Consider the following 22,932-nt stretch of genomic DNA (forward strand, 5'->3'; position numbering starts at 1 on the left):
CCGCGCAAAAACTTGGGCCCCTGCCTTCGCAGGGGCGACGGTATTGAAGCCGCGGGTCAGATTGAAAGCCGCACGTCAGATCGCCGGCACCGGCGAGAAGCCGGAAATCGCCCGGTACTTGCCGTTGCCGTAGCGGAGCACCTGGCGCTGGTCGATCGCGGCCGGCGGCCCAGCGAACGCCTCGGCGCGGCTGATCGCGCCCTGGTAGTGGACGGTCAGGTCGCCGGGCTGGTCGTGCGTGGCGTCGATCGTCCAGCTGCCCTCGATCGCGTAGCAGTCGTGCGGCTCCGGCCCGCCGCCATCGTCGTGCGCGGCCGGATCCTGCGCGTGCGGCTTGATGAGCGGCGCCAGGCGGCGCTGGCAATCCGCCGCGCTGTCGACGTTGATGCCGGACAGCGCCAGCTCCACGGCCGGTTCGCGCCGGATCATGTCGCGGCCCACTTCGTACACGGCGAGCCAGGTGCCGCAATAGCCTTGCCAGCAGCTGCCGTATTCGACGGCCAAGGCCGGGTGCCGCGCGGCCAGCGCGACTTCGCGCACCGCGGCGGCGCCGGAAAAACCGCGCAGCGCGAAGATGCCCTGGCGTGCGCTCACGCCCCAGGTGCCGCGGCGCTGCTCGAACTGGTAGGCCGCCAGCGCCATCGGCGTCGCATGGACGGCGGTGGAGTGCCCGTCGTCGCCGGCCGGCACGAGGCCCGCGACGAGCGTCACGTGCGTCGCGTCCGTGCGCAGCACCAGTTTCGGTTCGACGAGCACCCGGTTCGTGCCCGTGTTCCAGCCGGCGTAGATGCCATGCGCCATGCCGGGAAGGGGCGGCAGCGTGGCGCTGTGCACGCGCCCGGCCGCGCTGTCGCTCCAGCCGGGGAAGGCCAGCGCGGCCAGCTGGGCCGGCGTGGGCAGGGGCGACGCGCCCGCACCGAGACACAGGGCCGGCACGCAGGCCGCCACCACGACCGCGCGGACCGCGCTGCGCCAGGAAGTCGCGCGCCCCATCAGATCTTCTTGCCGTTCCAGACGGCCATCATGTCGGGCGAGCCCTGCGAACGGATGCCGTTGTCCTGCAGGATGCCTTCGGTCGCGTCGACCATCGCCTTGCGCGGCAAGACCATCGTCTCGCCGATGCGCTGGTCGAAGCGCAGCACGACCAGGTCGTCCTTGAGGTCGCGCAGCAGGGCGACCAGGTGGCGCAGGCTGTGCACGGGCACGCCGTTGACGGATTCCACGACGGAGCCGAAGCGGTTGCTGTAGCCGGCGACGACCTTGTGCGGGAAGAACGGCGAGCTGACGACGACGAGTTCCTCGTGCTGCGCGTCCGGCTCGTCGCCGCGGCGCGTGACGAGCGGGCTGGCGTTGAAGCCGTAGGCGTTCTGCAGATGGGCGTTGGCGGTGATGAAGGAGAGGTATTCGGCCGTGGCGCGCGAGAACACGATCGGGCCGTACACGAAGTACGACGGGTAGGTGCCTTCCAGCGGCGGGATCAGGAGGGGACGCGGGCCGCCGACGGGCACCTGCACCTGCATGGTCTTGCCGTCGCGGACGATGGTCAGCGGCACCTTGCCGTCCTTCGCGACCTGCTGCACGCGATACTGGAAGCGCACGCGCAGGTTCGGGCCCAGCTTGACCATGCCCTGGTCGTCGATCGGGTACTCGCCGATGCGCGTGATGACGTCCCATTCCTTCAGCGGATACGCGGCATCGCTGCGGTAGGGGCGGTGCACGACGACGCCGTCGACCGACTTGTCGAGCTTGAGGTATTGGCGCAGGACCGGATTTTCCAGGGTCTGGACGTCGTCCAGCAGCAGCGGCTTGCCGTCGTAGCGGCCGTCGGCCACGTCGCGCAGGAACAGTTCCACTTCCTCGTTGGGGATCACGTAGCCGATGTTCTGGGCGTTCGCCGCCACCGAGAACGCGAGGCCGACCATCTTGTCGCCGTCGATCACGGGGCCGCCGCTGTTGCCGGGGTTGATCGGCGCGTCGATCTGCACGCGCAGGCCCGCGCTGCCGTACCCGTAGTGGACGAATTCGACACGCGAGACGATGCCCTTGGTGACGGACAGCGACGTGCCGCCGAGCGGGTAGCCGTACGCCATCACGGCCTCGCGCACGTCCGGCAGCACGCTCGCGCGCTTGACCGGATGGTGCTTGTCGAAGAACGATTCGTCATCCAGCTTCAGCAGGGCCAGGTCCATGCCGCGCGCGATCGCAACGACGGTGGCGCCGACCTTGTCGCCGTCCTGGCTCGCCTGCACCTGCACCTGGCTCGCGTAGCCGACCACGTGGGCGTTGGTCAGGATGCGCTTGCCCTCGATGACGACGCCCGATCCGGTGATGTCCTGCGGCGTGGCCTTGGTCCAGGGCTTGAACGGGTCCGGACGACGCAGCGTGCTGAAGATCTTGACCACCGAGTTCTCGACGGTAGGGGAAACGGACGGCGCGGCGGTCGGCGGGGCGGTGGCCTGGCTGATTTCCTGGGCGTGGAGCGTGCAGCCGGCCAGCGCGAGCGCGGCGGCCGCGGCGAGGCGGACGATCTTCATGGATTCCCTATTCCGGTATGCGAAATGTGACATGCAAGCGTTGCCGTCGCAATATACACGGTGAGTAACTGTAAAAATGCACGAAATGTCACGCGTAACCATTCCGTAATGTTGGCCATGCATATATGCGGTGTCCGGTCGCCGCTCGCGGACACCGGCCGGACAGCCGCGGACACCGCGAACGGCCGCAACGCCGCCAAATCCGCGGCCTCGTCCATGGCATGAAGATTGCCTGTATAAAACGTCAACTTGCTGCTAAGGTGGCTGCGCTTTTCCTCGCACCGCAGCAGTCAAAAAGAACGAGCGGGCCGCCATCCGGTCCGCAGTCAAAAAAAATGTTGTGTGATTTCAGGAGACCCCATGGAACGCCGTACCTTCCTTAAAATCGGTGCCGGCACCGCCGGCGCCATGCTGGTGCCCGTGTTCGGCAACGCCATCGCGGCCGAGGAGATGTCGACCTCGATGTCCGTCGCGGCCAAGAAGGCGCTGGCCGACACCGCGCTGAATGCCGCCACCAAGGCAGGCGCGAGTTATTGCGACGTGCGCATCGGCCGCTATTTGAACCAGTACGTCGTCACCCGCGACCTGAACGTCGAGAACGTGACGAACACGGAATCGGCCGGCGTCGGCGTGCGCGTGGTGTGCAATGGCGCGTACGGCTTCGCCGCCACCAACGACATGACGCCGGACGGCATCGCGGGCGCCGCGCGCCAGGCGGTGGCGATCGCGAAGGCGAACGCCAGGCTGCAGTCGGAACCGGTACGGCTGGCACCCGTGAAGGGCGTGGGCGAGGTGGCGTGGGCGACCCCGGTCGTCCGGGACTGGCGCACGGTGCCCATCAAGGACAAGGCCGAACTGCTGATCGCGGCGAACAAGGCGGGCATGGACGCCGGCGCGAGCTTCATGCAGTCGATGCTGTTCCAGGTACACCAGCAGAAGTACTTCGCGTCCACCGACGGTTCGTATATCGACCAGGACATCCAGCGCCTGTGGGCGCCGTTCTCCGCGACGGCGGTCGACAAGGCCAGCGGCAAGTTCCGCTCGCGGAATGGCCTGTCGGCGCCGGTCGGCATGGGTTACGAATACCTGGACGCCAGGCCCGAACACAAGCTCAAGGCGGCCGGCGGCGTCGCCACGCTGTACACGAAGTCCTATGACATCATCGAGGACGCGCGCGCCGCGGGCCGCGACGCCAGGCGCAAGCTGGCGGCAAAGTCGGTCACGCCGGGCAAGTACGACCTGATGCTGTCGCCCGAACACCTGTACCTGACGATCCACGAATCCGTCGGCCACCCGACCGAACTCGATCGCGTGCTGGGCTACGAGGCCAATTACGCCGGCACGAGCTTCGCCACGCTCGATAAATGGGAATCGAAGAAGTTCAACTACGGTTCGCCGCACGTGAACATCGTCGCCGACAAGACGACCCCGGGCTCGCTGGGCAACGTCGGATACGACGACGAAGGCGTCCGGACCAAGCGCTGGGACCTCATCAGGGACGGCATCCTCGTCAGCTACCAGGCCACGCGCGACCAGGCGCACATCATCGGCAAGACGGAATCGGACGGCTGCTCGTACGCGGACAGCTGGAGCAACGTGCAGTTCCAGCGCATGCCGAACGTCTCGCTGCAGGCCGGCAGCAAGAAGCTCACGCCGGACGAGATGGTCAAGGACATCAAGAAGGGCATCTATATCGTGGGCGACGGCTCGTTCTCGATCGACCAGCAGCGCTACAACTTCCAGTTCGGCGGCCAGCTGTTCTACGAGATCAACAACGGCAAGATCGGCCACATGCTGGAAGACGTGGCGTACCAGTCGAACACGCAGGACTTCTGGAATGCCTGCACGGCGGTCTGCGATGAGCGCGACTGGCGCATGGGCGGCTCCTTCTTCGACGGCAAGGGCCAGCCTCCGCAGATCAGCATCGTGTCGCACGGTTCATCGACCGCGCGCTTCAACGGCATCAACGTCATCAACACCGCCCGCAAGATCGGCTAAGGCAGGAGACCCCATACCATGACCATCCTGACCCAGGAACAAACCAAGCACATTTGCGACCGCGTCCTGTCCTTCTCGAAGGCGGACGAATGCATCGTTACCGTCGACGGCAGCCGCAACGGCAACATCCGCTTCGCGCGCAACCAGGTCTCCACGGCCGGCCTGGCGGACGACACGAACATCGCCGTGACGGTCGCCTTCGGCAAACGCCAGGGCACCGCCACCATCAACGAGTTCGACGACAAGTCGCTGGAAAAAGTCGTGCGCCGCGCCGAGGACCTGGCGCGCCTGGCGCCGGAAAATCCGGAATTCATGCCGGCCGTCGGCAAGCAGGACTACAAGGCGTCGCAGACCTTCAACGCCAGGACGGCCGCCATCGATCCGGAATTCCGCGCCCAGACGGCCGCGTATGCGATCGAAGCCTGCAAGAAGAACAAGCTCGTCGCCGCCGGCTTTTTCTCGGACGTCACGTCGTTCTCCAGCGTGGCCAACTCGAACGGCGTGTTCGGCCACCAGGAACAGACGGGCCTCGATTTCACCTGCACCGTGCGCACCGAAGACGGCCGCGGCTCCGGCTGGGTCAAGCGCTCGGCCACGGACGCCAACAAGTTCGACGCGCGCGAAGCGGCCGACGTCGCGATCGAAAAGGCGCTGCGTTCGGTCGACGCCAAAGCGCTGGAACCGGGCCGCTACACCGTGATCCTGGAACCGGCCGCCACGTCCGAGCTGCTCGGCTACATGCTGTCCGCCTTCGACGCGCGCGAGACGGACGAAGGCCGCAGCTTCCTGTCGAAGAAGGGCGGCGCCTCGCGCCTGGGCGACAAGCTGTTCGACCAGCAGGTGAACATCTGGGCCGACCCGTGGAACCCGGACGTGCCCGTGCTGCCGTGGGACACCGGGAACCTGATCGCGCGCCGGCGCATGGACCTGATCAAGGACGGCAAGGTCAACGCCCTGAACTACTCGCAGTACTGGGCGAAGAAGAAGGGCGTGCAGCCGACGGCCGCACCGGGCAACATCATCATGGCCGGTACCGGCAAGTCGACGGCGGAGCTGATCGCGAATACCAAGAAGGGCGTGCTCGTGACGCGCACGTGGTACATCCGCTCCGTCGACCCGCAGACCGTGCTGCTGACGGGCCTCACGCGCGACGGCACGTTCTACATCGAGAACGGCAAGATCAAGTATCCGATCAAGAACTTCCGCTTCAACGAGAGCCCCGTCACGATGCTCAACAACATCGACGAGATCGGCAAGCCGGTCGTCATCGCGGGCGACGAGGTGCCGTTCCAGATGCTGATTCCGCCGATGAAGGTACGCGATTTCAACTTCACGTCGCTGTCGGACGCCGTTTGATCAGAACGGTACGTGTCGACGCAGGGTGGGCTCCCCGAGCCCACGTAACGCAAGACCACGTGTAATCGGAGCATCGAATGGAACGCCGTACCTTCTTCAACACGGGCCGCAGGATCGGCTGAGCGCATGGCGACGTACGATTTCTACTTCACGCGGCTGACCTACGAATCCGGCGATTGGGACGTGGACCAGCGCATGCCCAGCAACGTCCTGAACTCGCTCGTCGAGTACACGACCTTGCGGGTGGACACGGCCGAGCGCATCGTCGCGCTGTCGGACCCGAAGATGCTGGAAGCGCCGTTCTGCTACCTGGCCGGGCACAAGCTCGTGCAGTTCACGCCGGGCGAGCGGCGCAACTTCGAACGCTACGTGAAGGGCGGCGGCTTCGTGTTCGTGGACGACTGCAACCACGACATCGACGGCCTGTTCGCCAAATCGTTCGAGGCCGAGATGGCGCGCATCTTCGGCCCGAAGGCGCTGCATAAAGTCCCCAACGACCACCGCCTGTATTCCGCCTTTTTCCACTTCGACGGCCCGCCCAACACGGCCGTGGAGCTGAACGGCTGGGGCGACGATCTCGTGCACGAATACCTGCGCGCGATCGAGGTGAACGGCCGCATCGGGATGCTGTACTCGAACAAGGATTACGGCTGCGAGTGGGACTACGACTTCCGCAACAAGCGCTGGCTCGCGGTCGACAACACCCGTTTTGCAGTGAACATCATTCAATACGCATTGGGAGCATGAGCTGTGGCAGAAGCGGCATGGACTGAGAACGAGATCGCCGACCTGGTGGCGAAAGTGAACGCGCTCAAGGAGAGCATGGGCCGCGTGATCGTCGGCCAGCGCGACGTGATCGACCTGCTCGTGACGTGCCTGCTGGGCGGCGGCCATGCGCTCGTCGAGGGCGTGCCTGGCCTCGGCAAGACGCTGCTCGTGAAGTCGCTGGCGCAGGCGACGGACATGCAGTTCCGGCGCGTGCAGTTCACGCCCGACCTGATGCCGTCCGATATCGTCGGCACCGAGATCCTGGAAGAAGACCCGGCCACGCGCCAGCGCGTGTTCCGCTTCCAGCGCGGCCCCGTGTTCACGCAGGTGCTGCTCGCCGACGAGATCAACCGCGCGCCGCCCAAGACCCAGTCCGCGCTGCTGGAAGCGATGCAGGAGCGCAGCGTGACGTTCGCCGGCCAGACGCATCGCCTGCCGCAGCCGTTCTTCGTGCTGGCCACGCAGAACCCGATCGAGCAGGCCGGCACGTACCCGCTGCCGGAAGCGCAGCTCGACCGCTTCCTGCTGCGCATCGACGTCGGCTACCCGACCGAGGACGAAGAGATGATGATGGTCGGCGCGACGACGCACGCGGGCCTGGCCGACGCCGTCCCGGCGCTCGACGTGGACACCCTGCTGCGCCTGCAGCAGCTGGTGCGCGACATCGGGATCTCGGACGCCATGCTGCGCTACGCCACGCGCCTCGTACGCGCGACGCGGCCGGGCGACTCGCCCGTGGCGGCGATCCGCAAGCATATCGGCTGGGGCGCCGGCCCGCGCGCCGGCCAGGCCCTCGTGCTGGCGGCCAAGGCGCGCGCGCTGATGCGCGGCCGCCTCGCCGTCACGCGCGACGACGTCAAAGCCATGTTGCTGCCCGTGCTGGCGCACCGCGTGCTGCGTAATTTCGAGGCCGAGGCGGACGGCGTCGCCATCGCCGACATCCTCGCCGCCTTGTGCGCCGATGTCCAGGCAGGGTAAAACGTGCTGGCCGGTTCCGCGCTGATCGCGCACACGACGAACCTCGACCTCGTGGTACGCCATGTGCTGGCGGGGCTCGGGCACGGTATCCACGCGGGACGGGAGCGCGGCGCCGGCGTCGAGTTCTCGGAGTATCGTGCCTACGTGCCCGGCGACGAGTGGCGCCGCGTCGACTGGAAACTGCTGGCGCGTGCCGACCGGTACTTTGTGCGCGAGGCCGAGCGCGACAGCCACGTGGCCGTCTGGCTCGTGCTGGATGCGACGGCGTCGATGGCGGAGCCCAGCCGCGCCATCGACGGGCTGACGAAGCTGCAGTACGCGCGCGTGCTGCTGGCCTGCGTGGCCGCCGTCGCCCAGCGCCAGGGCGACGCGTTCGGCCTCGTCGTGTGCCACGGCGAGCGCGCCGACTTCCTGCCGGCCGCGCGCGGACCGCGCCAGCTGCAGCGCGTGCTGGCGCGCCTGAACGGCGTCGAGGCGGGCGGCGTGCTGCCCGGCGCCGACACCTTGCGCGCCAGCCTGCGCTTCGGCCGCGCGCCCGGCGTCGTGTGCGCCGCGAGCGATTTCCTCGACTGGCCGTCGGCGCTGTCGGACGCGCTGCTGCGCCTGCGCCGCATGCGCCACGACGTGCGCGCCCTGTGCCTGCACACGCAGGCCGAAGCGGATGCCGCGTTCGATCCGGCGCCGTCGTACCGCGACCCCGAGCACGGCGGCGCCGTCCACCGTTTCGACCGCGACGTCTACGCGCGCAATCGCGCCGGCCACTTCGACGCCGTGACGCGGGAGTGCCGCCGGCACGACGTGCCGCTGATCCAGGCGCGCATCGAGCAGGCGCCGGGTGAAGTCCTGCGTGCCTGGCTGCGCGCGCACGTGGCGGGAGTGCGGGCGGCATGATCCAGACGAGTTGGTGGTGGACGCTGCCGGTCGTGCTGCTGCCCATCCTGTGGCACCGCCGGAAGCGTGCGCAGACGAAAACGGCGCCGCTCGCCTCCGCGCGCTTCCTGCCGGACGCAAGGCCGCAACAGCAGCGCGTGTGGCGCTGGCACGACGTGGTCCTGTTGCTGCTGCGCTGCCTGCTGCTCGTGACCCTGATCGCGCTGCTGGCCGACCTCGTGCTGGCGTGGCGCGGCGACACGGTGCTCGTGGTGCCGGGCACGCCGTCCGCCGTCGTCGCGCGCGAGGCCGCCGCCTTCAAGGATGCGCCGCGTATCGACCTGCCCGACCGCGACTTCGCCGCGTGGCTGCATGCGCACGAGCGCGAATTCGCACCGCGCGCGCGGCTGCTCGTCGTGGGCGACGCCGTCATGCCGGCCGTGCTGCCGCGCTTCCGCCACGCCGTCCTGCTGCGCACTTCCTCGATGCAGGCACCGCCGGCCGAGCGGCACGTCGCGGTATTCAGCGAGCGTCCGGATGCGTGGCGCCGGCTGTTCGCGGCGGCGGAAGGATCGTGGCATGTCGTCGTCGATGCCGTGCCGGGGCCGCGCACGGACGTCATCGTCTGGGATCGTCCGGACGCGCCGCCCGCCGGCCTGCGTGCGCCGCTGTGGTGGGTAGCGGATGCGGACGCGTTTCCCGAACTGGCCGGGGCCGCGAACATCGACGGCATGCGCTGGGCCGACAGCCCGCGCGGCCGCCTGTGGCACGCGGACGGCTGGCCGCCGCGCGATCCGGACGGCGCGCGCGCCCTGTTCGCCGCGTGGCAGCGGCTGCACGTGGGGCCGCTGCCGTACACGGCGCCGGCGCAGGTGCTCGTTGCGGATGCCGCCGCGCCGGACGCAGGTTCGGCCAACGCGGCATCCGGCGCGCTGCGCCGCTGGCTGGGCCTCGCGCTCGTCGTGCTGTTTGCCCTGGAAAGGAGCGTGACCCATGCCCGGCGACCTTGACCTCGCGCGACGCCTGGCGCGTGCCGCCATGCTGCGCCGGGCCGCCTTGTGGACAGTGGGCGCCGTGCCGTGGCTGCTGCTGCGCGGCGGTCCCGGCCTGCTGGCCTGGTCCGCGTTCTGCGCCTGGGACGGACTGCACCTGCAGCGCCGTGTGGCGCACGGCTGGGCGAACTGGATCGACGGCGCGGTGCCGGAGATGGAAGACAGCGCCGCGCTGCTGGCGCAGGAACCGGCAGGGGCCGTCGCGCAACTGCAGCGGCGGCGCCTCATCGCCCGCATCGATGCCGCGCTGACGCCGCGCCGGCTGCGTGCCATCGCCGCGGAACGCATTTCCCTCGGCCTGCCGTGGCTGGGCGCGAACCTGTTACTGGCCGGGCTGGCGTGGAGCGCCGCGGTGCTGCCGCATGCGGCCGGCACGCAAGCCGCCGCGGTCCGCGCCGCCGGCAAGCACGCATCCGCGCCCGCGCCGCACGCGGGGCTGGTCGTCAAACTGGCGCCGCCGGCGTACACGGGCATGGCGCCGTCGTCGTCCGCCCCGCAGGATGTACAGGTGCCGGAACAGACGGCCGTCGAATGGTGCCTCGACGATCCGCGGGCGGCGGGCGAAACGATCGAACTCAGTGACGGCCAGACGCTGCACGCGGCCGGAGCATGCGCGCGCTGGACGGCGACGGAATCCATCTTCTGGCGCTGGCGCGGCACGCGCTATACGCTCAAGGTGATCCCGGACCAGCCACCGGAAATCGCCGTCACGCAGCCGAACGGGATGACGAAGGATCTGCCGCGCGATGCGCAGAACGCGGCCGTCGCGGTGACCGTCACCGACGACTACCGCGTCCGCCAGGCGACCCTGCACCTGACCCTGGCGCGCGGCAGCGGCGAGAACATCCGCTTCAGCGACCGCGAACTGCCGCTGCCCGCGTCGAGCGATCCGCGCCGGCGCAGCTGGAGCAGGAACTGGCTGCTGACGGAGCTCGGCATGGAGCCGGGCGACGAGCTGTATTTCTTTGTGCGCGCCGGCGACAACGCGGCCAAGCCGCACATGGTGCAGTCGCCCACGTACACGCTGCGCCTGCCCGCGCCGCCGTCGGCGCAGGACGACGAGACGACGGCGCTGCCCACGCTCGTCAAGCCGGAAAGCCTGCGCAGCCAGCGCCAGGTGATCATCGACACCGAGCAACTGGTGGCGGACCTGCGCGGCAAAAAGATGCGAGCGGACGAGGTGCGCGAGCGCAGCGAAGGCATCGCGTCCGACCAGGCCGCGCTGCGCCGTCGCTACGGCCAGTTCCTCGGCGAGGAGTCCACGCTGTTCGGCAAGGACGACGACCATGACGGGCACGGGGCACACGGCGGCAAGGTCGACGTGCTGCGCGAATTCGGCCATGCGCACGACCAGGCCGAGAACGCAACCCTGTTCGACGACGCGACGAAAAAGCTGCTGCGCCGCGCGCTGTCCGCGATGTGGGATGCGGAAAAGGCGCTGCGCGCCATCACGCCGAAGACGGCGCTGCCGCCCGAGTACAAGGCGCTGGACGCGATCAAGGAATTGCAGCAGGCGGAACGCATCTACCTGCATAAAACCGCGTTCGCCCCGCCGGCGATCAAGGAGGACAAGCGCATGAGCGGCGACATGGCGGGCAGCGCCAGCTACCAACGCGCCCAGTCCGAGGCCGGCGAAATCGTGCCGGAGAATGTGCGCGGCCTCGTGCAAGCGCTCGGCGGGGACGGTCCGCTGCCCGCGCTGTGGACGCGCACCGCGCACGACTGGGTACGCGCGCACATCGGCGGCGACGAGCAGCGGCTCGCGGCGCAGCGCGCGATCCAGGACGTGGCCGACGGCAAGCCGGCCGCGCGCGCCCCGTTGGCGGCGTGGCTGCGCGGCGGGGTGGCGGATGCGCCCGTGCTGCTGCAGGCGCGGCCCGTCGTCGAGACGCCGTTCGTGCAGGCGTTGAAGGGAGACGGTCGATGACGACTGCCGTTGCCGCTGCCGTCATCGGCCTGCTGGCCGCGCTGGCGTATGCCGCGCGCCGGCGCTGGATCGACGCCGCGCTGGCGCTGGCCGCCGGCGTGGCGCTGGCGGGCACCGTCGGCGAATTCACCGTGCCCGTCGATGCCGGCGTGCGCACGTTGCGCCTGTCCGGCGACGGCCTGCGCGCGGCCGAATGGGACGATCTGCCGGCCAGGCCGCTCGATTGGCAACGACCGGACACGCCGGCCATCGGCCTCGACTTCCCATCCACGCTCGCGCTGGGCCGCGTGTTCACGCTGACCGTGCACCGCTCGTGGGCGGCGCCCGGGCGCCTGCAACTGTCGATGGCGAACGGCCAGGTGCTCGCGGAAGCGAAGGACGCCGGCGACCTTTCCGTGCAATGGCTGCCGCCCGTGGCCGAACGGCTGGTGCTGAAGGCGCGCCTGCTGGACGCGGCCGGCAAGGTCGTCGACGAAGGTCCGGTGCCGTTCACGGTGACGGCGCCGGCGCCGCTGCGGGTGCGCGGCCGGTTCGGCGCGCCGTCGTTCGACCTGCGCGTGCTGGACGACCTGCTCGCGCACAGCCAGGCCGTCATCGACTGGCAGGTCGCGCTGGGCAAGGGTGTCGAACGTGCCGAGACGGCCCGTGCGGACATGGCGGCGCCGGACCTGGAAATCGTGGACGCGGCCTGGTTCGAACAGGCCGGCGCCGCCGCCCGCGGCGCGCTGCTGGCGCGCGTTGCGGATGGCACGCCGCTGCTCGTGCTGGGCGCGAACGCCCGTGACGCCGGGGTGTGGACGAACAGCCTGCACCTGCCGCTGGCGCCGCAGCCGGCCAACCGGACGCTCGGGACGGCGCTGCCGATGGCATCGGCCGGGCTGAATCCGGACGCGGAGCGCGCCGGCGACTGGTCCGGTGCGGACGGCCTGTGGACGCGCGACTGGAAGCACGGCCGCATCGCCTGGCTGGGCGTGGGCGACTGGCACCGCTACGCGATCGCGCAGCCGCGCCAGCTGGCGCTGTGGTGGCAGGGGATATTCGACCGCCTGCGCGTGCAGCGCCGCGCGGACGTCGCCTGGCTGGCGCCGGACGAGATGCCGTTGCCGCATCAGCGCCTGGCCGTGTGCGCGCGCGGTGTGAGCGGGGAGGTGACCGTGGCGGCGCTGAAGCAGACGCTGTCCTGGCAGCGCCGCCCGGAGCGGGTGGACGCGTCCTGCGTGGCCGTGTGGCCGGCGGCCAGCGGCTGGCTGCACCTGCGGGCGCATGCGAGCGAGGGGCAAATCTATGTGTACGCGCCGGGCGACTGGCCGCTGTGGCAGCGCAGCGAGCGCCGCACCGCGACCGCGCACTACGCGGCGCGCACGCCGGTGGCGCGCAAGGCGGGCGCGCGGCCGCTGCCCGTGTGGCCGTTCGGCGTCGCGTTCGCGCTGGCGATGCTCGGGCTGTGGTGGCGGGAGCGGCGCTAGGGCGATGTGACTGACGGCGCAGCGCCCCGCAATAAAGTCCTCCGTTCCGGCGACAAAGTCCGTCGTTTCCGCATTAACGCCCGTCGTTCCCGCGCAGGCGGGAACCCAATTTCAGCCAGCGCCGCCGTAACGCACATTAAACTTGGGCGCCCGCCTGCGCGGGGGCGACGTTCCGGTTGCGGGGAATCGATAAGTCCGGCCACCCCGGCACGTTTGTCCGGAACGTGCGATGATCGATCGTCGATCCAATGAACCGCCACCGCCATGTCCGAACTTCCTGCCGCCACCGCCGCGCCCCGTCTTCCCGATGGCCGTTTCCGCAACGTCGTGCCGCGCCGCCGGCAAGGCATCGGCGAGATGCTGTCCCTGATCTGGAAGCTCGCGACCGCGAAGCCGAAGACGGCGGTGCCGGACCAGGCGCTGCCCGTACGCACGCTGACGACGGCCGACATCGAGTCCGCGCCCGACGCGAGCCTGTGGCGCCTGGGCCATTCGACCATGCTGTTCAAGCTGGATGGCCGCTACTGGCTCACGGACCCCGTGTTTTCCGAGCGCGCGGCGCCGGTGCAATGGGCGGGGCCGAAGCGCTTCCACGCGCCGCCGATCGGCATCGAGGCGCTGCCGCGGCTCGCCGGCGTGATCCTGTCGCACGACCATTACGACCACCTGGACCACGACAGCATCGTGCGCTTGATACCCAGGACCGATCTGTTCGTCGCGCCGCTCGGCGTGGGCGACCGCATCGTCGGCTGGGGCGCCGACCGCGCGCAGGTGCGCCAGCTCGACTGGTGGCAGACGACGGAAGTCGACGGCATGCGCCTGACGGCCGCGCCGTCGCGGCATTTCTCGGGCCGGGGCCTGCGCGACGGCGACCGCACGTTGTGGGTGTCGTGGGTGATCGAGGCGGGCGGCCTGCGCCTGTTCTTCAGCGGCGACACGGGCTATCACGACGATTTCAGGACCATCGGCGAGCGCTTTGGCCCGTTCGACGTGACGTTCCTCGAGAACGGCGCGTACAACACGATGTGGCCGGAAGTGCACATGCTGCCGGAACAGACGCTGCAGGCCCACCTCGACCTGCGCGGGCGCTGGATGGTGCCGGTCCATAACGGCACCTTCGACCTGGCGCTGCATCCGTGGTACGAACCGTTCGAGCGTATCCGCGGCCTCGCGCGCGCGGCCGGCGTGCAGGTGGCGACGCCGATGATGGGCGAACGCCTGTCGCTGCTGCAGCCGCAGGAGGGCGGCGCGTGGTGGCACGAGGCGATGCCGGCGCCGGCGCCGGCGCTCAGCCCTGGTGATCGCGCATCCACTCCTTCAACCCGTTGACCCAGTTCTTGGCCGGCAGGTTGTAGCGCCGCTTGATGTCGCCGGCGCGCTCGTACAGCACGGCGAAATCGATCTGCGGCGCGTCCTTGAAGGCGATGACGACGATGTTGGCGTCGTGGACCTCGGGCAGCCAGACGACGGCGTCGAACGCGTCCTCCATCGCCTCCAGGTTCTTGTCGTAGTTGGAAAAATCGCCGAACACGTTGGCGGTCATGATGCCCCCGATCTTGAGGCAGGCGGCGCAGGCCGCGTAGAACTCGGGGGTGTCGAGCACGGGACCGCGCGCTTCCTCGTCGTACAGGTCGACCTGCAGCACGTCGACCGTGCCGTGGTTGGCCGGGTCCAGCACGAAGTCGAGGGCGTCCATCTCGCGCACGTCCAGGCGGTCGCCGTCGGGCGGCAGGCCGAAATGCTCGCGGCAGATGGCGATCACGTTCGGATTCAGTTCGACGGCCGTCACGCGCGCCTGCGCAAAGCGCTGGTGGCAGAACTTGGTCAGCGCGGCGCTGCCGAGGCCCAGCTGCACGATGCGGCGCGGGTCCGGCAGGAACAGCATCCACATCATCATCATCTGCACGTATTCGAGCTCGATCGCATCCGGCCGCGCCAGGCGCATCGCGCCCTGCACCCACGAGGTGCCGAGGTGCAGCGAGCGCACGCCCTCGAATTCGGTGATGGTGGCCGGCGGGTGGCCGGGCCGGGAAAAGCGGGGATCCCTGGCGTTCGACATTACGGCAGCGACCAGGCGTATTGGACGGGTTGCCACGCCGCGACCGTGTGGCCGTTCTTCAGCGCCGGCTTGAAGCGGCACAGCCGGAGCGCGGCTTCGGCGGCCTGGTCGAGGATGGCGTAACCGCTCGACTTGAGCAGGCGCGATTCGCGCACGGTGCCGTCGCTGCCGACGAGGAAGGCCATCATCGACACGCCGCTCATGCGCGCCTGCAGCGCCGCGGGCGGATAGACGGGAGGCGCGCAGTCCTGGCCCGGCTGCTGCTGTTGCGGCGGCTGCGGCTGCGCGGCGGCCGTGCGCGTGGCCGGGGACTGGACGCAGCCGGCCAGCGCCAGCGCGGTCATGCAAAACAAGGGAAGTCGCATCATCCTTCGAATACTCCAAAGTCGACGAAACCCGGAGTATCGCACGATCGTGCGCTTCGGCGGGAAATTGCCCAAAACCGGGCTCTGACCCCGAAGTGTCGACTTCAGGCGGGGAGGATCAGGGTGACGGCCAGGCCGCCGCCGTCGCGGTTGCCGAGCGTGATGCGGCCGCCGTGGGCTTCGGCGATTTCGCGCGCCAGCGCCAGGCCCAGGCCCGTGCCGCTGCGCTTGGTGGAGTAGAACGGGACCAGGGCGTTGGTCAGCACGGCGTCGTTCATGCCGCTGCCGCGATCGAGCACGTCGACGCGCACGACATCCTGCACCCGCCGCACATGCAGTTCGACGTCTTCCGGGCGCGAGCCGGATTCGTGGGCATTCTTGAGGAGGTTGAGCAGGGCCTGTTCCATCTGCGCGCGATCGATGCGGGCCGGTGATTCGGGCAGGTCGCCCTTGATCCGGAACTCGACCTGCTCCGCCAGCCCGGCGACGACGTCGGCCCAGGGAATGGTGTCGAGGCGGGGCGCCGGCAGCTTGGCGAAACGGGCATAGCCGAGAATGAAACTCTCCAGGTGGCGCGTGCGCTCGCCGATGGTTTGCAGGATCTGCGGCAGGCGCTCGGTCTGGCCGCGCCGCACGAGCTCCGTGCCGGAATGGGCGAGCGACGCGAGCGGGGCCAGCGAATTGTTCAATTCGTGGCTGATGACGCGGATGACTTTTTTCCAGGTCTGCACTTCCTGGCGCCGCAGTTCGGCCGTCAGCTGGCGCAGCAGCAGCAGTTCGTGGCGGCGGCCGTTCAGGCTGAAGTTGCGGCGCGCCAGGTGATACACCTCTTCCTCTTCGCCGTCGCCGGCCGTGAACAGGCCGTCGCCGCCGCGCGCCAGCGCTTCGACGAGCGCCGGCGTTTGCGCCAGCACCTCGTGCAGCGCGTGGCCTTCCAGCTTGTGGCCCGCGAACAGCAGCTGGCGCGCGGCCACGTTGGCGTAGACGATCACGCGCGCGTTGCGCTCGGACGCGCCGGGCGGTTCCGTCACGAGCAGCATGGCGACGGGCGTGTTCTGCACCATCGTGTCGAGCAGCAGTTCGCGCTGCACGAGGTCCAGGCGCTGTTCGCGCAGGACTTCGCCGAGCGCGTTGTGGGCGGCGATGAGGTCCGACAGTTCGTCGTTCTGCGGCCAGTGCAGGCTGAACGAAAAATCGCCGTCGCGGTAGCTGGCCACGGTCCCTTCGAGGGCGCGGAACAGCGACAGGATCGGTTGAATCTGCGAGCGCAGGGTGATGATCGAGATGGGGACGACGCACAGCAGGCAGATGCCCAGCACGGCCAGCGGCCGGCCCGGCAGCAGGTGGTCGAGCGCCAGCGCGATCAGGATCCCGACCGCCAGCAAGGTGGCGACGAGGGCCGACCAGCGCGTGACGAGGGACAGCCGGAATTTCATGCCGCGCGTGCGATACCCAGCCGTTCCATGCGCCGGTACAGCGCCTGGCGCGACAGCCCGAGTTCGGCGGCCGCCTGCGCGATCACGCCGCCGGCGCGCGCCAGCGCCTGGATGATGGCGTCGCGGTCCGGCTCCGCATCGGGCATGCCGCCCGCCGGCAGCGGCAGGCCGAGGTCGGCCGCCTTGATCGTGTCGCCCTGGGCCAGCAGGTTCGCGCGCGCCATCACGTTTTTCAGCTCGCGCACATTGCCCGGCCAGGCGTGGGCCAGCAGCGCGGCTTCCGCACCCGGGTGCAGGTTCTTGCCGCGCGCGAGAAAGCCGTGCGCCAGCGGCAGGATGTCGCCGGGGCGCGCGGCCAGCGCCGGCAGCTTCAGTTCGATGACGTTCAGGCGGTAGTACAGATCTTCGCGAAACGTGCCGGCGCGGATCATGGCACCCAGGTCGGCGTTCGTCGCGCTGATCACGCGCACCTGCACCTGGCGCTCGCGGTTGGAACCGAGGCGCTCGAAGCGGCCCGTCTCCAGCACGCGCAGGAGTTTCATCTGCCCGGCCAGCGGCAGGTTGCCGATTTCGTCGAGGAACAGCGTGCCGCCGTCGGCCGCCTCGAACTTGCCCTCGCGCGCCTTCGACGCGCCCGTGTACGCGCCCGCGTCGGCGCCGAACAGTTCCGCTTCGATCAGTTCGGAGGGCAGGGCGCCGCAGTTCAGCACGACGAACGGGCCGTCGCGGACCATCGAGTTGGCCTGGATGATCTCGGCGATGCGTTCCTTGCCGGTGCCGTTCGGCCCCGTGATCAGGATCGGCACGTCGGCGCGCGCCACCTGGCAGGCGAGGCTCAGCACGCGTTCCGTGGCCGGGTCGGCCCACACCAGGCCGCGCAGGTCGAAGTTCTGTTCCAGTTCGCGCCGCGCGCGGCGTTCGCGCTGCAGGCGCTGGCCCAGGGCGCGGTTGGCCTGTCCCAGCTCGATCAGGTTCGTCACGGTCGCCAGCAGGCGGTCGTCGTTCCACGGCTTGGACAGATAGTCGGCGGCGCCCGCCTTGATCAGGTCGACGGCCGCGTCCAGGTGCGTCCACGCCGTCAGCAGGATCACGGGCAGGTCCGGATGCCGCGCGCGGATCTCCCGGAACAGCGCCACGCCTTCCTCGCCCGACGTGGTGTCGGCCGTGAAGTTCATGTCCTGGATGACCAGGTCGACCGGCTCGCGCGCGAGAAGGGCGAGGCCCTCCTCGGGCGAGGCGGCACGCAGCGCGGCGATGTCGTGCAGCGAGAACAGGACGTCGAGCGCGATGCCGACGGCGGCGTTGTCATCGATGATCAATACGGTAGGCATGCCCGCTAGCATATCACTGCCGGGTCAGACGCTGCGGGTGGCCGTCGCCGGCGAAATGCCGGCCGCGCGCCACGCCGGGCCGTAGGCCGCCAGCACGCCCAGCAGCCAGAAGCCGAGGGCGCCGAACACGAGGTAGCCGGCCGGCAGGCGCGCCATCTCCAGCTTGCTCACGAGGAGCTGGTTCAACGCGAGACCCAGCGCGACGCCGCCGAACACACCGGCGCTCGTGATCATGAAGTTCTCCATGATGAAGTAGCGCAGGATGTCGGTCTTCTTCGCGCCCAGCGCGCGGCGCACGCCGATCTGCTTGCGGCGCTGCGTGACCCACAGGCTGGCCATGCCGACGATGCCGCTGGCCGTGATCAGGAGGAGCAGCACGCCCACCGTGATCAGCATCCACTGCAGCGCGACGTCGGCACGGTAGCGCTCCTTGCGGTCTTCGTCGGACGTCTTCATTTTCGTGATCATCGGCGTGGCCGACGACTTGCGCAGGGCTTCCTCGACTTCCTTCATCACGCGGTCGCGCTGGCCCGGCTCGGCGCGGATCGCGTACAGCTCGACCGGCCCACCGCCGTACAGGCGCGCCGGGCTGATGACGGAATACATGCCGGATTCGCCGACCTCGGCCTGGGTGCTCATCAGCGTCTCGACGACGCCGACCACCTGCGCCGGCTGGGCATCGGTGCCGGTGCCGAAGAACATCGTCTTGCCGACCGCGGACTGGCCCGGCCACATCTTCTCGGCCAGCGCCTTGGTGACGATGACCTGCGGCGGCGCCTCGGTGCTCGTGTCCTGGTTGACGTCAACGAGTTCCGCGGGCAGGAAGTCGCGGCCTTCGACCAGCTTCAGGCCATACGTCTTGACGAGCGAATCGCCCGAAAAATAGGTCGATGCGATGGCGCTGGCGCGGGTCTGGCGGCGGTCGACGGCCACGCTCGTGTTGCTGCCGCTGCGGCCCATCGGCATCTGGGTCGTGTGCGCGACCGAGGCCACGCCGGGCACGGCGCGCAGCAGCGCGGTCTCGCGCTTGATGGTGGCCAGCTGCTGCTCGGGCGTGTCGTTCGACAGGGTGCGCACCGAGATGTAGAACGTCGAATGTTCGTCGGCCAGGCCGGACGGACGCGCGGCGACGGCGCGGCGTTCGTTGACGATGTGGGCGGCGTTGGACAGGATCGCCAGGCTCAGTGCGACCTGCAGCGCGACGAGGATCGGGCCGGTCTTGTTGCGCAACAGCGCGGACACGATGGGACGGATTTCCATGGCGGTTCTCCTTATTGCGATCTTATTGCGACTTCAACTGGATGGCCGGCGTGACCTGGCAGGCGCGCCAGGTCGGCAGCAGGCCGGCGAGGATGGCGGCGCCGACCGACATCAGGAACGTGAGGATCAGCATCTGCCAATCCATGTGCGCCACCGCGGCCGTCTGCTTGCCCTGCATGGCGATGAGGGCCAGCGCGCCGAAGGCCAGCACGAGCCCGAGCAGGCCGCCGACGAGGCCCACGACGCCCGTCTCGATGAGGAACTGGCGGAAGATCTCGGCGCGCGAGGCGCCCAGCGCGCGCCGCACGCCGATCTCGGAGGCGCGCACGGAGAACTTCGCCAGCAGCAGGCCGACCGTGTTCACGAGGCACAGCACGAGGAAACCGAAGGCGAGCCAGGTCTGCAGCTTGCTGTCCTTGCCGACGACCTTCGTGTACTCCAGCCATTCCGGCACGTTGAACAGACGGTTCGGCGCATTGCGTTTCAGGCGCCCCAGCTTGCGCTGCTCGGCCGCGTAGTTGTCGAGCCACGTCTGCAGGTCGGCGCGGTCGCTTGCCGCCGCGGTCTCGAACCACGCCGTGATCCACGTGCATTCGGAGGTGAGGCGGGCGGCGAAACCCGCGCCCGAATTGCTCGAGCAGCTCATGTTGCCGTTGTGCGTGACCTCGTGGCGGATGGCGGTGGCGAGCGGGATGAAGAATTCCTCGCCGTCGCCGTAGCGCACCCCGCCGGCCAGGCGGTAGAAGCGCGGCAGCGCCATCCACTTGTCGGTCACGCCCACCACGGTGAACGGGGCGCCCAGCAAGGTGAGGCGCTTGCCCACCGGATCGGCGCTGCCATACAGTTTTTCGGCGATGTCGCGGCTGAGCACGACGACGTCGGCGCCGCGCGCATCGTCCTGTTCCGTCCAGGCCTGGCCGTGGATGAACGGCACGTCGAGCATGGCGAAGAAGTCGCGCGTGGGCGCGAGGCCCGTCATGTTGAACGGCGCGATGTCGGTACGCGGCGGCTGCACCGGCGCCTGCAGCCCGTACAGCGCCGTGCGGCGCACGCCCTGGCCGCTTTTCAGCATGTTCTGCGCGTCCTGGTACGTGATCTGGATGTCGATCGGTTCGTCGCCCGGCGTGTAGTCGTCGGCCTGGCCCGGGTCGAGCAGCGGCACGAACAGGCGGCTGCTCTTTTGCGGGATCGGGTCGCTCGACATCATGTGCAGGATCGTCAGCGTCGACACGCTGGCCGCGACGCCGACGGCCAGCGTGAGGATCATCAGCGCCGTGAGGGCGGGGTTGCGGCGCAGGCTGCGCACGCCAAGCCTGAAGTAATAGCCGAACATGGCGCGCTCCTTATGCGGTGACCGTCGTGGCCTGGCTGTCGACGAGCGTCGGGCCGCGGCGCACGAGGTCCGACACCTGGCCGTCGATGATGTGCACGTTGCGCGTGGTGCGCACGGCCAGTTCCGGATCGTGCGTGACCATCAGGATCGTCGTGCCGGCCGCGTTGATTTCTTCCAGCAGTTCCATCACGCCGCGCGCCATCTGGGTATCGAGGTTGCCGGTCGGTTCGTCCGCCAGCAGCAGCTTGGGCGAACCGGCCAGCGCGCGCGCGATCGCCACGCGCTGCTGCTGGCCGCCGGACAGCTCGGCCGGATAATGCTTCATGCGCGAAGCCAGGCCGACCTTGGCCAGCGCGTCCTCGATGCGTCTCTTGCGCTCGCTCGCGTTGAAGCCGCGGTAGCGCAGCGGGACGTCGACGTTGTCGAACAGGTTCAGGTCGGGGATCAGGTTAAAGCCCTGGAAGATGAAGCCCAGTTTTTCGTTGCGCAGGCGCGAGCGGGCGTTGTCGTCCAGGCCCTTCACGTTGACGCCGTCGAGGATGTATTCGCCCGCCGTGAATTCCTCGAGCAGGCCGGCGATGTTGAGGAAGCTCGTCTTGCCCGAGCCGGACGGGCCGGTGACGGTGACGAATTCGCCTTCCTTGACTTCGATCTCGAAGCCGCGCAGCGCGTGCGTCTCGATCATGTGGGTGCGATATACCTTGGAGAGATTGGTCATGCGCAGCATGGCGGGTCCTTTGGATTCGTTATTGATTGATCGAGATGCGTTGTGCGTTGTTGAACGTGTCGGTGCCGGCGACGACGACCTTGTCGCCCTGCTTCAGGCCGGAGAGGATTTCGACGGCCGAGATGCTCGTGGCGCCCATGCGGATCGGCGTGCGCGTGGCGATCCCGTCGCGCACGACGTAGGCATAGCGTCCGCCCTCGCTTTCGACGAACGGGCCGCGCGGCAGCGTCAAGACGTTCGGCTTTTCCTCGATGAGCAGGCGCGCCGTCACGCGCTGGCTCTGGCGCAGGCCCTTGGGCTGCGCGCCGTCGAAGCGCACGCGCGCCAGCACCATGCTCTTGACGACTTCCGGCGACAGCGCCGACAGCTTGCCCGTCGCGGTGCCGGAGGGCAGGGTGACCTCGGCGTTCATGCCCAGGCCCAGGTCGGCCGCATACGTCTCCGGCACCTCGACCTCGACTTCGAGTTTCGACAGGTCGACGAGCGTCATCAGCGGCGCGTTCGCCGCGACGACCATGCGGTCCTGCACGTTCAAGGTGCCGATGAAGCCGTCGACCGGCGCGCGCACCGTCAGTTCGTCGACGCGGCGCTGCGCCTCTTCCATCGACAGGCGCGCCCGTTCCAGGTCGTTCATCTTGGTCTTGAGCGCGAGCGCGACGTCCTCGCCTTCCAGCACGGACGCCTCCGCCGCGTGCCTGGCGCGGATCTGGGCCGACTGCAGCGCGTCCTTCGCCTTCTGGTAATCGATCTTGGCGATGACGCCCAACTGGCCCACGCTGTCGTAGCGTTCCAGCGTGCGCTGGGCGGACAGGCGGTCGATCTCGGCGGTGTCCGCGTCCTTCTGCGCCAGCAGCTTCTGCTTGCGCGACAGGATGCCCTGGCGCGCCACCTCGGCCTTCAGGCCCTCGTAGGCGGACGTCTCGCGTTTCAGCACGTCCGTGAGGTCGGGCGATTCCAGCACGGCCAGCACTTGCCCCTTTTTCACCGTGTCGCCGGCGGCGACCTTCAGGTTGACGGTGGACGGCGCCTTGGCGTACAGCGTCGGGCTGACGGCGGCGACGACGCGGCCGTTGACGGATGCGTCGCGCACGAGCGTGCCGCGCGTGACCTCGGCGATGCGCAGGCGCGATGCGCTGACGGACGCCTCGCTGCCGCGCCAGGTGGACACGAGGCCGGCGCACAGGGCGGCCACGATGACGGCGCTGCCGACCCAGAGCGCGCGGCGCTTCAGTTTGTAACCTGGCGGCGGGGCGATGGCGGCGTCTTGTTGTGATGTATCGCGGATCATGATGTGGACACGGGTTGTGGACAGTGTCGTATTTGCACGATCCGTGCCAGACACTAACCCGTTGATTTCATTGGGTGCGCGCCGGATACGGTGGCGTCCGCAGTTGTCCGCGCGCGGCCTGGCCGGACAGTGCGGACGGTCTTGATATTCTGGAAAGCGGCCACAGTTTCTTGCTAACAATGAT

19 protein-coding genes are annotated in these 22,932 nt (G+C 69.1%); 9 read left to right on the top strand and 10 right to left on the bottom strand.

The window, feature by feature from the left end; all coding sequences use genetic code 11:
- Positions 1-75: 75 nt before the first annotated feature.
- Positions 76-993 carry a hypothetical protein gene (locus tag ASC93_RS07925; RefSeq protein ID WP_056439793.1) on the bottom strand — a complete coding sequence of 306 codons (918 nt, stop codon included), beginning with the start codon at positions 991-993 and terminating at the stop codon, positions 76-78.
- The gene (locus ASC93_RS07930) at positions 993-2,534 is read right to left on the bottom strand and encodes a S1C family serine protease (protein WP_056439800.1); all 1,542 of its coding nucleotides are present in this window, start codon (positions 2,532-2,534) and stop codon (positions 993-995) included. Before ASC93_RS07930 ends, ASC93_RS07925 begins: the two co-directional genes overlap by 1 nt.
- Positions 2,535-2,894: 360 nt before the next feature.
- Between ASC93_RS07930 and ASC93_RS07935 the strand changes: the two genes are divergently transcribed.
- The 9 genes from ASC93_RS07935 (at position 2,895) to ASC93_RS07975 (ending at position 14,278) form a co-directional block, all read left to right on the top strand.
- On the top strand, positions 2,895-4,532 hold the full coding sequence (locus tag ASC93_RS07935; RefSeq protein ID WP_056439801.1) for a TldD/PmbA family protein: 1,638 nt from the start codon (positions 2,895-2,897) through the stop codon (positions 4,530-4,532).
- Positions 4,533-4,550: 18 nt separating this feature from the next.
- Complete coding sequence (locus tag ASC93_RS07940) at positions 4,551-5,888, top strand: TldD/PmbA family protein (protein ID WP_056439803.1); 1,338 nt, start codon at positions 4,551-4,553, stop codon at positions 5,886-5,888.
- 126 nt (positions 5,889-6,014) lie between these two features.
- Positions 6,015-6,635 (top strand): DUF4159 domain-containing protein, encoded by a 621-nt coding sequence (locus ASC93_RS07945; protein ID WP_056439806.1) that lies wholly within the window; start codon positions 6,015-6,017, stop codon positions 6,633-6,635.
- 3 nt (positions 6,636-6,638) lie between these two features.
- Positions 6,639-7,634, top strand: coding sequence for a MoxR family ATPase (locus ASC93_RS07950; protein WP_056439809.1), 996 nt, complete (start codon positions 6,639-6,641; stop codon positions 7,632-7,634).
- A gap of 3 nt (positions 7,635-7,637) precedes the next feature.
- Positions 7,638-8,525 (top strand): DUF58 domain-containing protein, encoded by an 888-nt coding sequence (locus ASC93_RS07955; protein ID WP_056439812.1) that lies wholly within the window; start codon positions 7,638-7,640, stop codon positions 8,523-8,525.
- Positions 8,522-9,514 carry a BatA domain-containing protein gene (locus ASC93_RS07960; RefSeq protein WP_056439815.1) on the top strand — a complete coding sequence of 331 codons (993 nt, stop codon included), beginning with the start codon at positions 8,522-8,524 and terminating at the stop codon, positions 9,512-9,514. The genes ASC93_RS07955 and ASC93_RS07960 overlap by 4 nt, the downstream gene beginning before the upstream one ends.
- Positions 9,498-11,483 (top strand): DUF4175 family protein, encoded by a 1,986-nt coding sequence (locus ASC93_RS07965; protein ID WP_056439820.1) that lies wholly within the window; start codon positions 9,498-9,500, stop codon positions 11,481-11,483. The genes ASC93_RS07960 and ASC93_RS07965 overlap by 17 nt, the downstream gene beginning before the upstream one ends.
- A complete protein-coding gene (locus ASC93_RS07970; protein WP_056439824.1) occupies positions 11,480-12,949 on the top strand; it encodes a hypothetical protein in 1,470 nt (489 codons plus the stop codon). Before ASC93_RS07965 ends, ASC93_RS07970 begins: the two co-directional genes overlap by 4 nt.
- 264 nt (positions 12,950-13,213) lie before the next feature.
- A complete protein-coding gene (locus tag ASC93_RS07975; protein WP_056439828.1) occupies positions 13,214-14,278 on the top strand; it encodes an MBL fold metallo-hydrolase in 1,065 nt (354 codons plus the stop codon).
- Here the strand turns inward: ASC93_RS07975 and ASC93_RS07980 are convergent.
- The 8 genes from ASC93_RS07980 to ASC93_RS08015 all read right to left on the bottom strand — a co-directional run bounded on the left by ASC93_RS07980 (position 14,238) and on the right by ASC93_RS08015 (position 22,748).
- Positions 14,238-15,008: a methyltransferase domain-containing protein gene (locus tag ASC93_RS07980; RefSeq protein ID WP_056439831.1), complete on the bottom strand. Its 771-nt coding sequence runs from the start codon at positions 15,006-15,008 to the stop codon at positions 14,238-14,240. The two genes, ASC93_RS07975 and ASC93_RS07980, sit on opposite strands and share 41 nt — an antisense overlap.
- Positions 15,008-15,376, bottom strand: coding sequence for an energy transducer TonB (locus tag ASC93_RS07985; RefSeq protein ID WP_082547850.1), 369 nt, complete (start codon positions 15,374-15,376; stop codon positions 15,008-15,010). The genes ASC93_RS07980 and ASC93_RS07985 overlap by 1 nt, the downstream gene beginning before the upstream one ends.
- Before the next feature lie 101 nt (positions 15,377-15,477).
- Complete coding sequence (locus tag ASC93_RS07990) at positions 15,478-16,809, bottom strand: PAS domain-containing sensor histidine kinase (protein ID WP_056439840.1); 1,332 nt, start codon at positions 16,807-16,809, stop codon at positions 15,478-15,480.
- The gene (locus ASC93_RS07995; protein WP_056439843.1) at positions 16,806-18,140 is read right to left on the bottom strand and encodes a sigma-54 dependent transcriptional regulator; all 1,335 of its coding nucleotides are present in this window, start codon (positions 18,138-18,140) and stop codon (positions 16,806-16,808) included. The genes ASC93_RS07990 and ASC93_RS07995 overlap by 4 nt, the downstream gene beginning before the upstream one ends.
- Before the next feature lie 24 nt (positions 18,141-18,164).
- Positions 18,165-19,400 (bottom strand): ABC transporter permease, encoded by a 1,236-nt coding sequence (locus tag ASC93_RS08000; protein ID WP_056439846.1) that lies wholly within the window; start codon positions 19,398-19,400, stop codon positions 18,165-18,167.
- A 22-nt stretch (positions 19,401-19,422) separates the two neighbouring features.
- Positions 19,423-20,733: an ABC transporter permease gene (locus tag ASC93_RS08005; RefSeq protein WP_056439849.1), complete on the bottom strand. Its 1,311-nt coding sequence runs from the start codon at positions 20,731-20,733 to the stop codon at positions 19,423-19,425.
- A gap of 10 nt (positions 20,734-20,743) precedes the next feature.
- Positions 20,744-21,460: an ABC transporter ATP-binding protein gene (locus tag ASC93_RS08010; protein WP_056439852.1), complete on the bottom strand. Its 717-nt coding sequence runs from the start codon at positions 21,458-21,460 to the stop codon at positions 20,744-20,746.
- A 19-nt stretch (positions 21,461-21,479) separates the two neighbouring features.
- Positions 21,480-22,748 (bottom strand): efflux RND transporter periplasmic adaptor subunit, encoded by a 1,269-nt coding sequence (locus tag ASC93_RS08015; protein WP_056439857.1) that lies wholly within the window; start codon positions 22,746-22,748, stop codon positions 21,480-21,482.
- Between the last annotated feature and the right edge of the window lie 184 nt (positions 22,749-22,932).

The organism is Massilia sp. Root335 (genome assembly GCF_001425685.1).
GTDB lineage: Bacteria > Pseudomonadota > Gammaproteobacteria > Burkholderiales > Burkholderiaceae_D > Telluria > Telluria luteola.

Bases quoted from the DNA above. Each gene is read 5' to 3' on its own strand.
- ASC93_RS07925 (WP_056439793.1), bottom strand. From the start codon at position 993: ATGGGGCGCGCGACTTCCTGGCGCAGCGCGGTCCGCGCGGTCGTGGTG.
- ASC93_RS07930 (WP_056439800.1), bottom strand. From the start codon at position 2,534: ATGAAGATCGTCCGCCTCGCCGCGGCCGCCGCGCTCGCGCTGGCCGGC.
- ASC93_RS07935 (WP_056439801.1), top strand. From the start codon at position 2,895: ATGGAACGCCGTACCTTCCTTAAAATCGGTGCCGGCACCGCCGGCGCC.
- ASC93_RS07940 (WP_056439803.1), top strand. From the start codon at position 4,551: ATGACCATCCTGACCCAGGAACAAACCAAGCACATTTGCGACCGCGTC.
- ASC93_RS07945 (WP_056439806.1), top strand. From the start codon at position 6,015: ATGGCGACGTACGATTTCTACTTCACGCGGCTGACCTACGAATCCGGC.
- ASC93_RS07960 (WP_056439815.1), top strand. From the start codon at position 8,522: ATGATCCAGACGAGTTGGTGGTGGACGCTGCCGGTCGTGCTGCTGCCC.
- ASC93_RS07965 (WP_056439820.1), top strand. From the start codon at position 9,498: ATGCCCGGCGACCTTGACCTCGCGCGACGCCTGGCGCGTGCCGCCATG.
- ASC93_RS07970 (WP_056439824.1), top strand. From the start codon at position 11,480: ATGACGACTGCCGTTGCCGCTGCCGTCATCGGCCTGCTGGCCGCGCTG.
- ASC93_RS07975 (WP_056439828.1), top strand. From the start codon at position 13,214: ATGTCCGAACTTCCTGCCGCCACCGCCGCGCCCCGTCTTCCCGATGGC.
- ASC93_RS07980 (WP_056439831.1), bottom strand. From the start codon at position 15,008: ATGTCGAACGCCAGGGATCCCCGCTTTTCCCGGCCCGGCCACCCGCCG.
- ASC93_RS07985 (WP_082547850.1), bottom strand. From the start codon at position 15,376: ATGATGCGACTTCCCTTGTTTTGCATGACCGCGCTGGCGCTGGCCGGC.
- ASC93_RS07990 (WP_056439840.1), bottom strand. From the start codon at position 16,809: ATGAAATTCCGGCTGTCCCTCGTCACGCGCTGGTCGGCCCTCGTCGCC.
- ASC93_RS07995 (WP_056439843.1), bottom strand. From the start codon at position 18,140: ATGCCTACCGTATTGATCATCGATGACAACGCCGCCGTCGGCATCGCG.
- ASC93_RS08000 (WP_056439846.1), bottom strand. From the start codon at position 19,400: ATGGAAATCCGTCCCATCGTGTCCGCGCTGTTGCGCAACAAGACCGGC.
- ASC93_RS08005 (WP_056439849.1), bottom strand. From the start codon at position 20,733: ATGTTCGGCTATTACTTCAGGCTTGGCGTGCGCAGCCTGCGCCGCAAC.
- ASC93_RS08010 (WP_056439852.1), bottom strand. From the start codon at position 21,460: ATGCTGCGCATGACCAATCTCTCCAAGGTATATCGCACCCACATGATC.
- ASC93_RS08015 (WP_056439857.1), bottom strand. From the start codon at position 22,748: ATGATCCGCGATACATCACAACAAGACGCCGCCATCGCCCCGCCGCCA.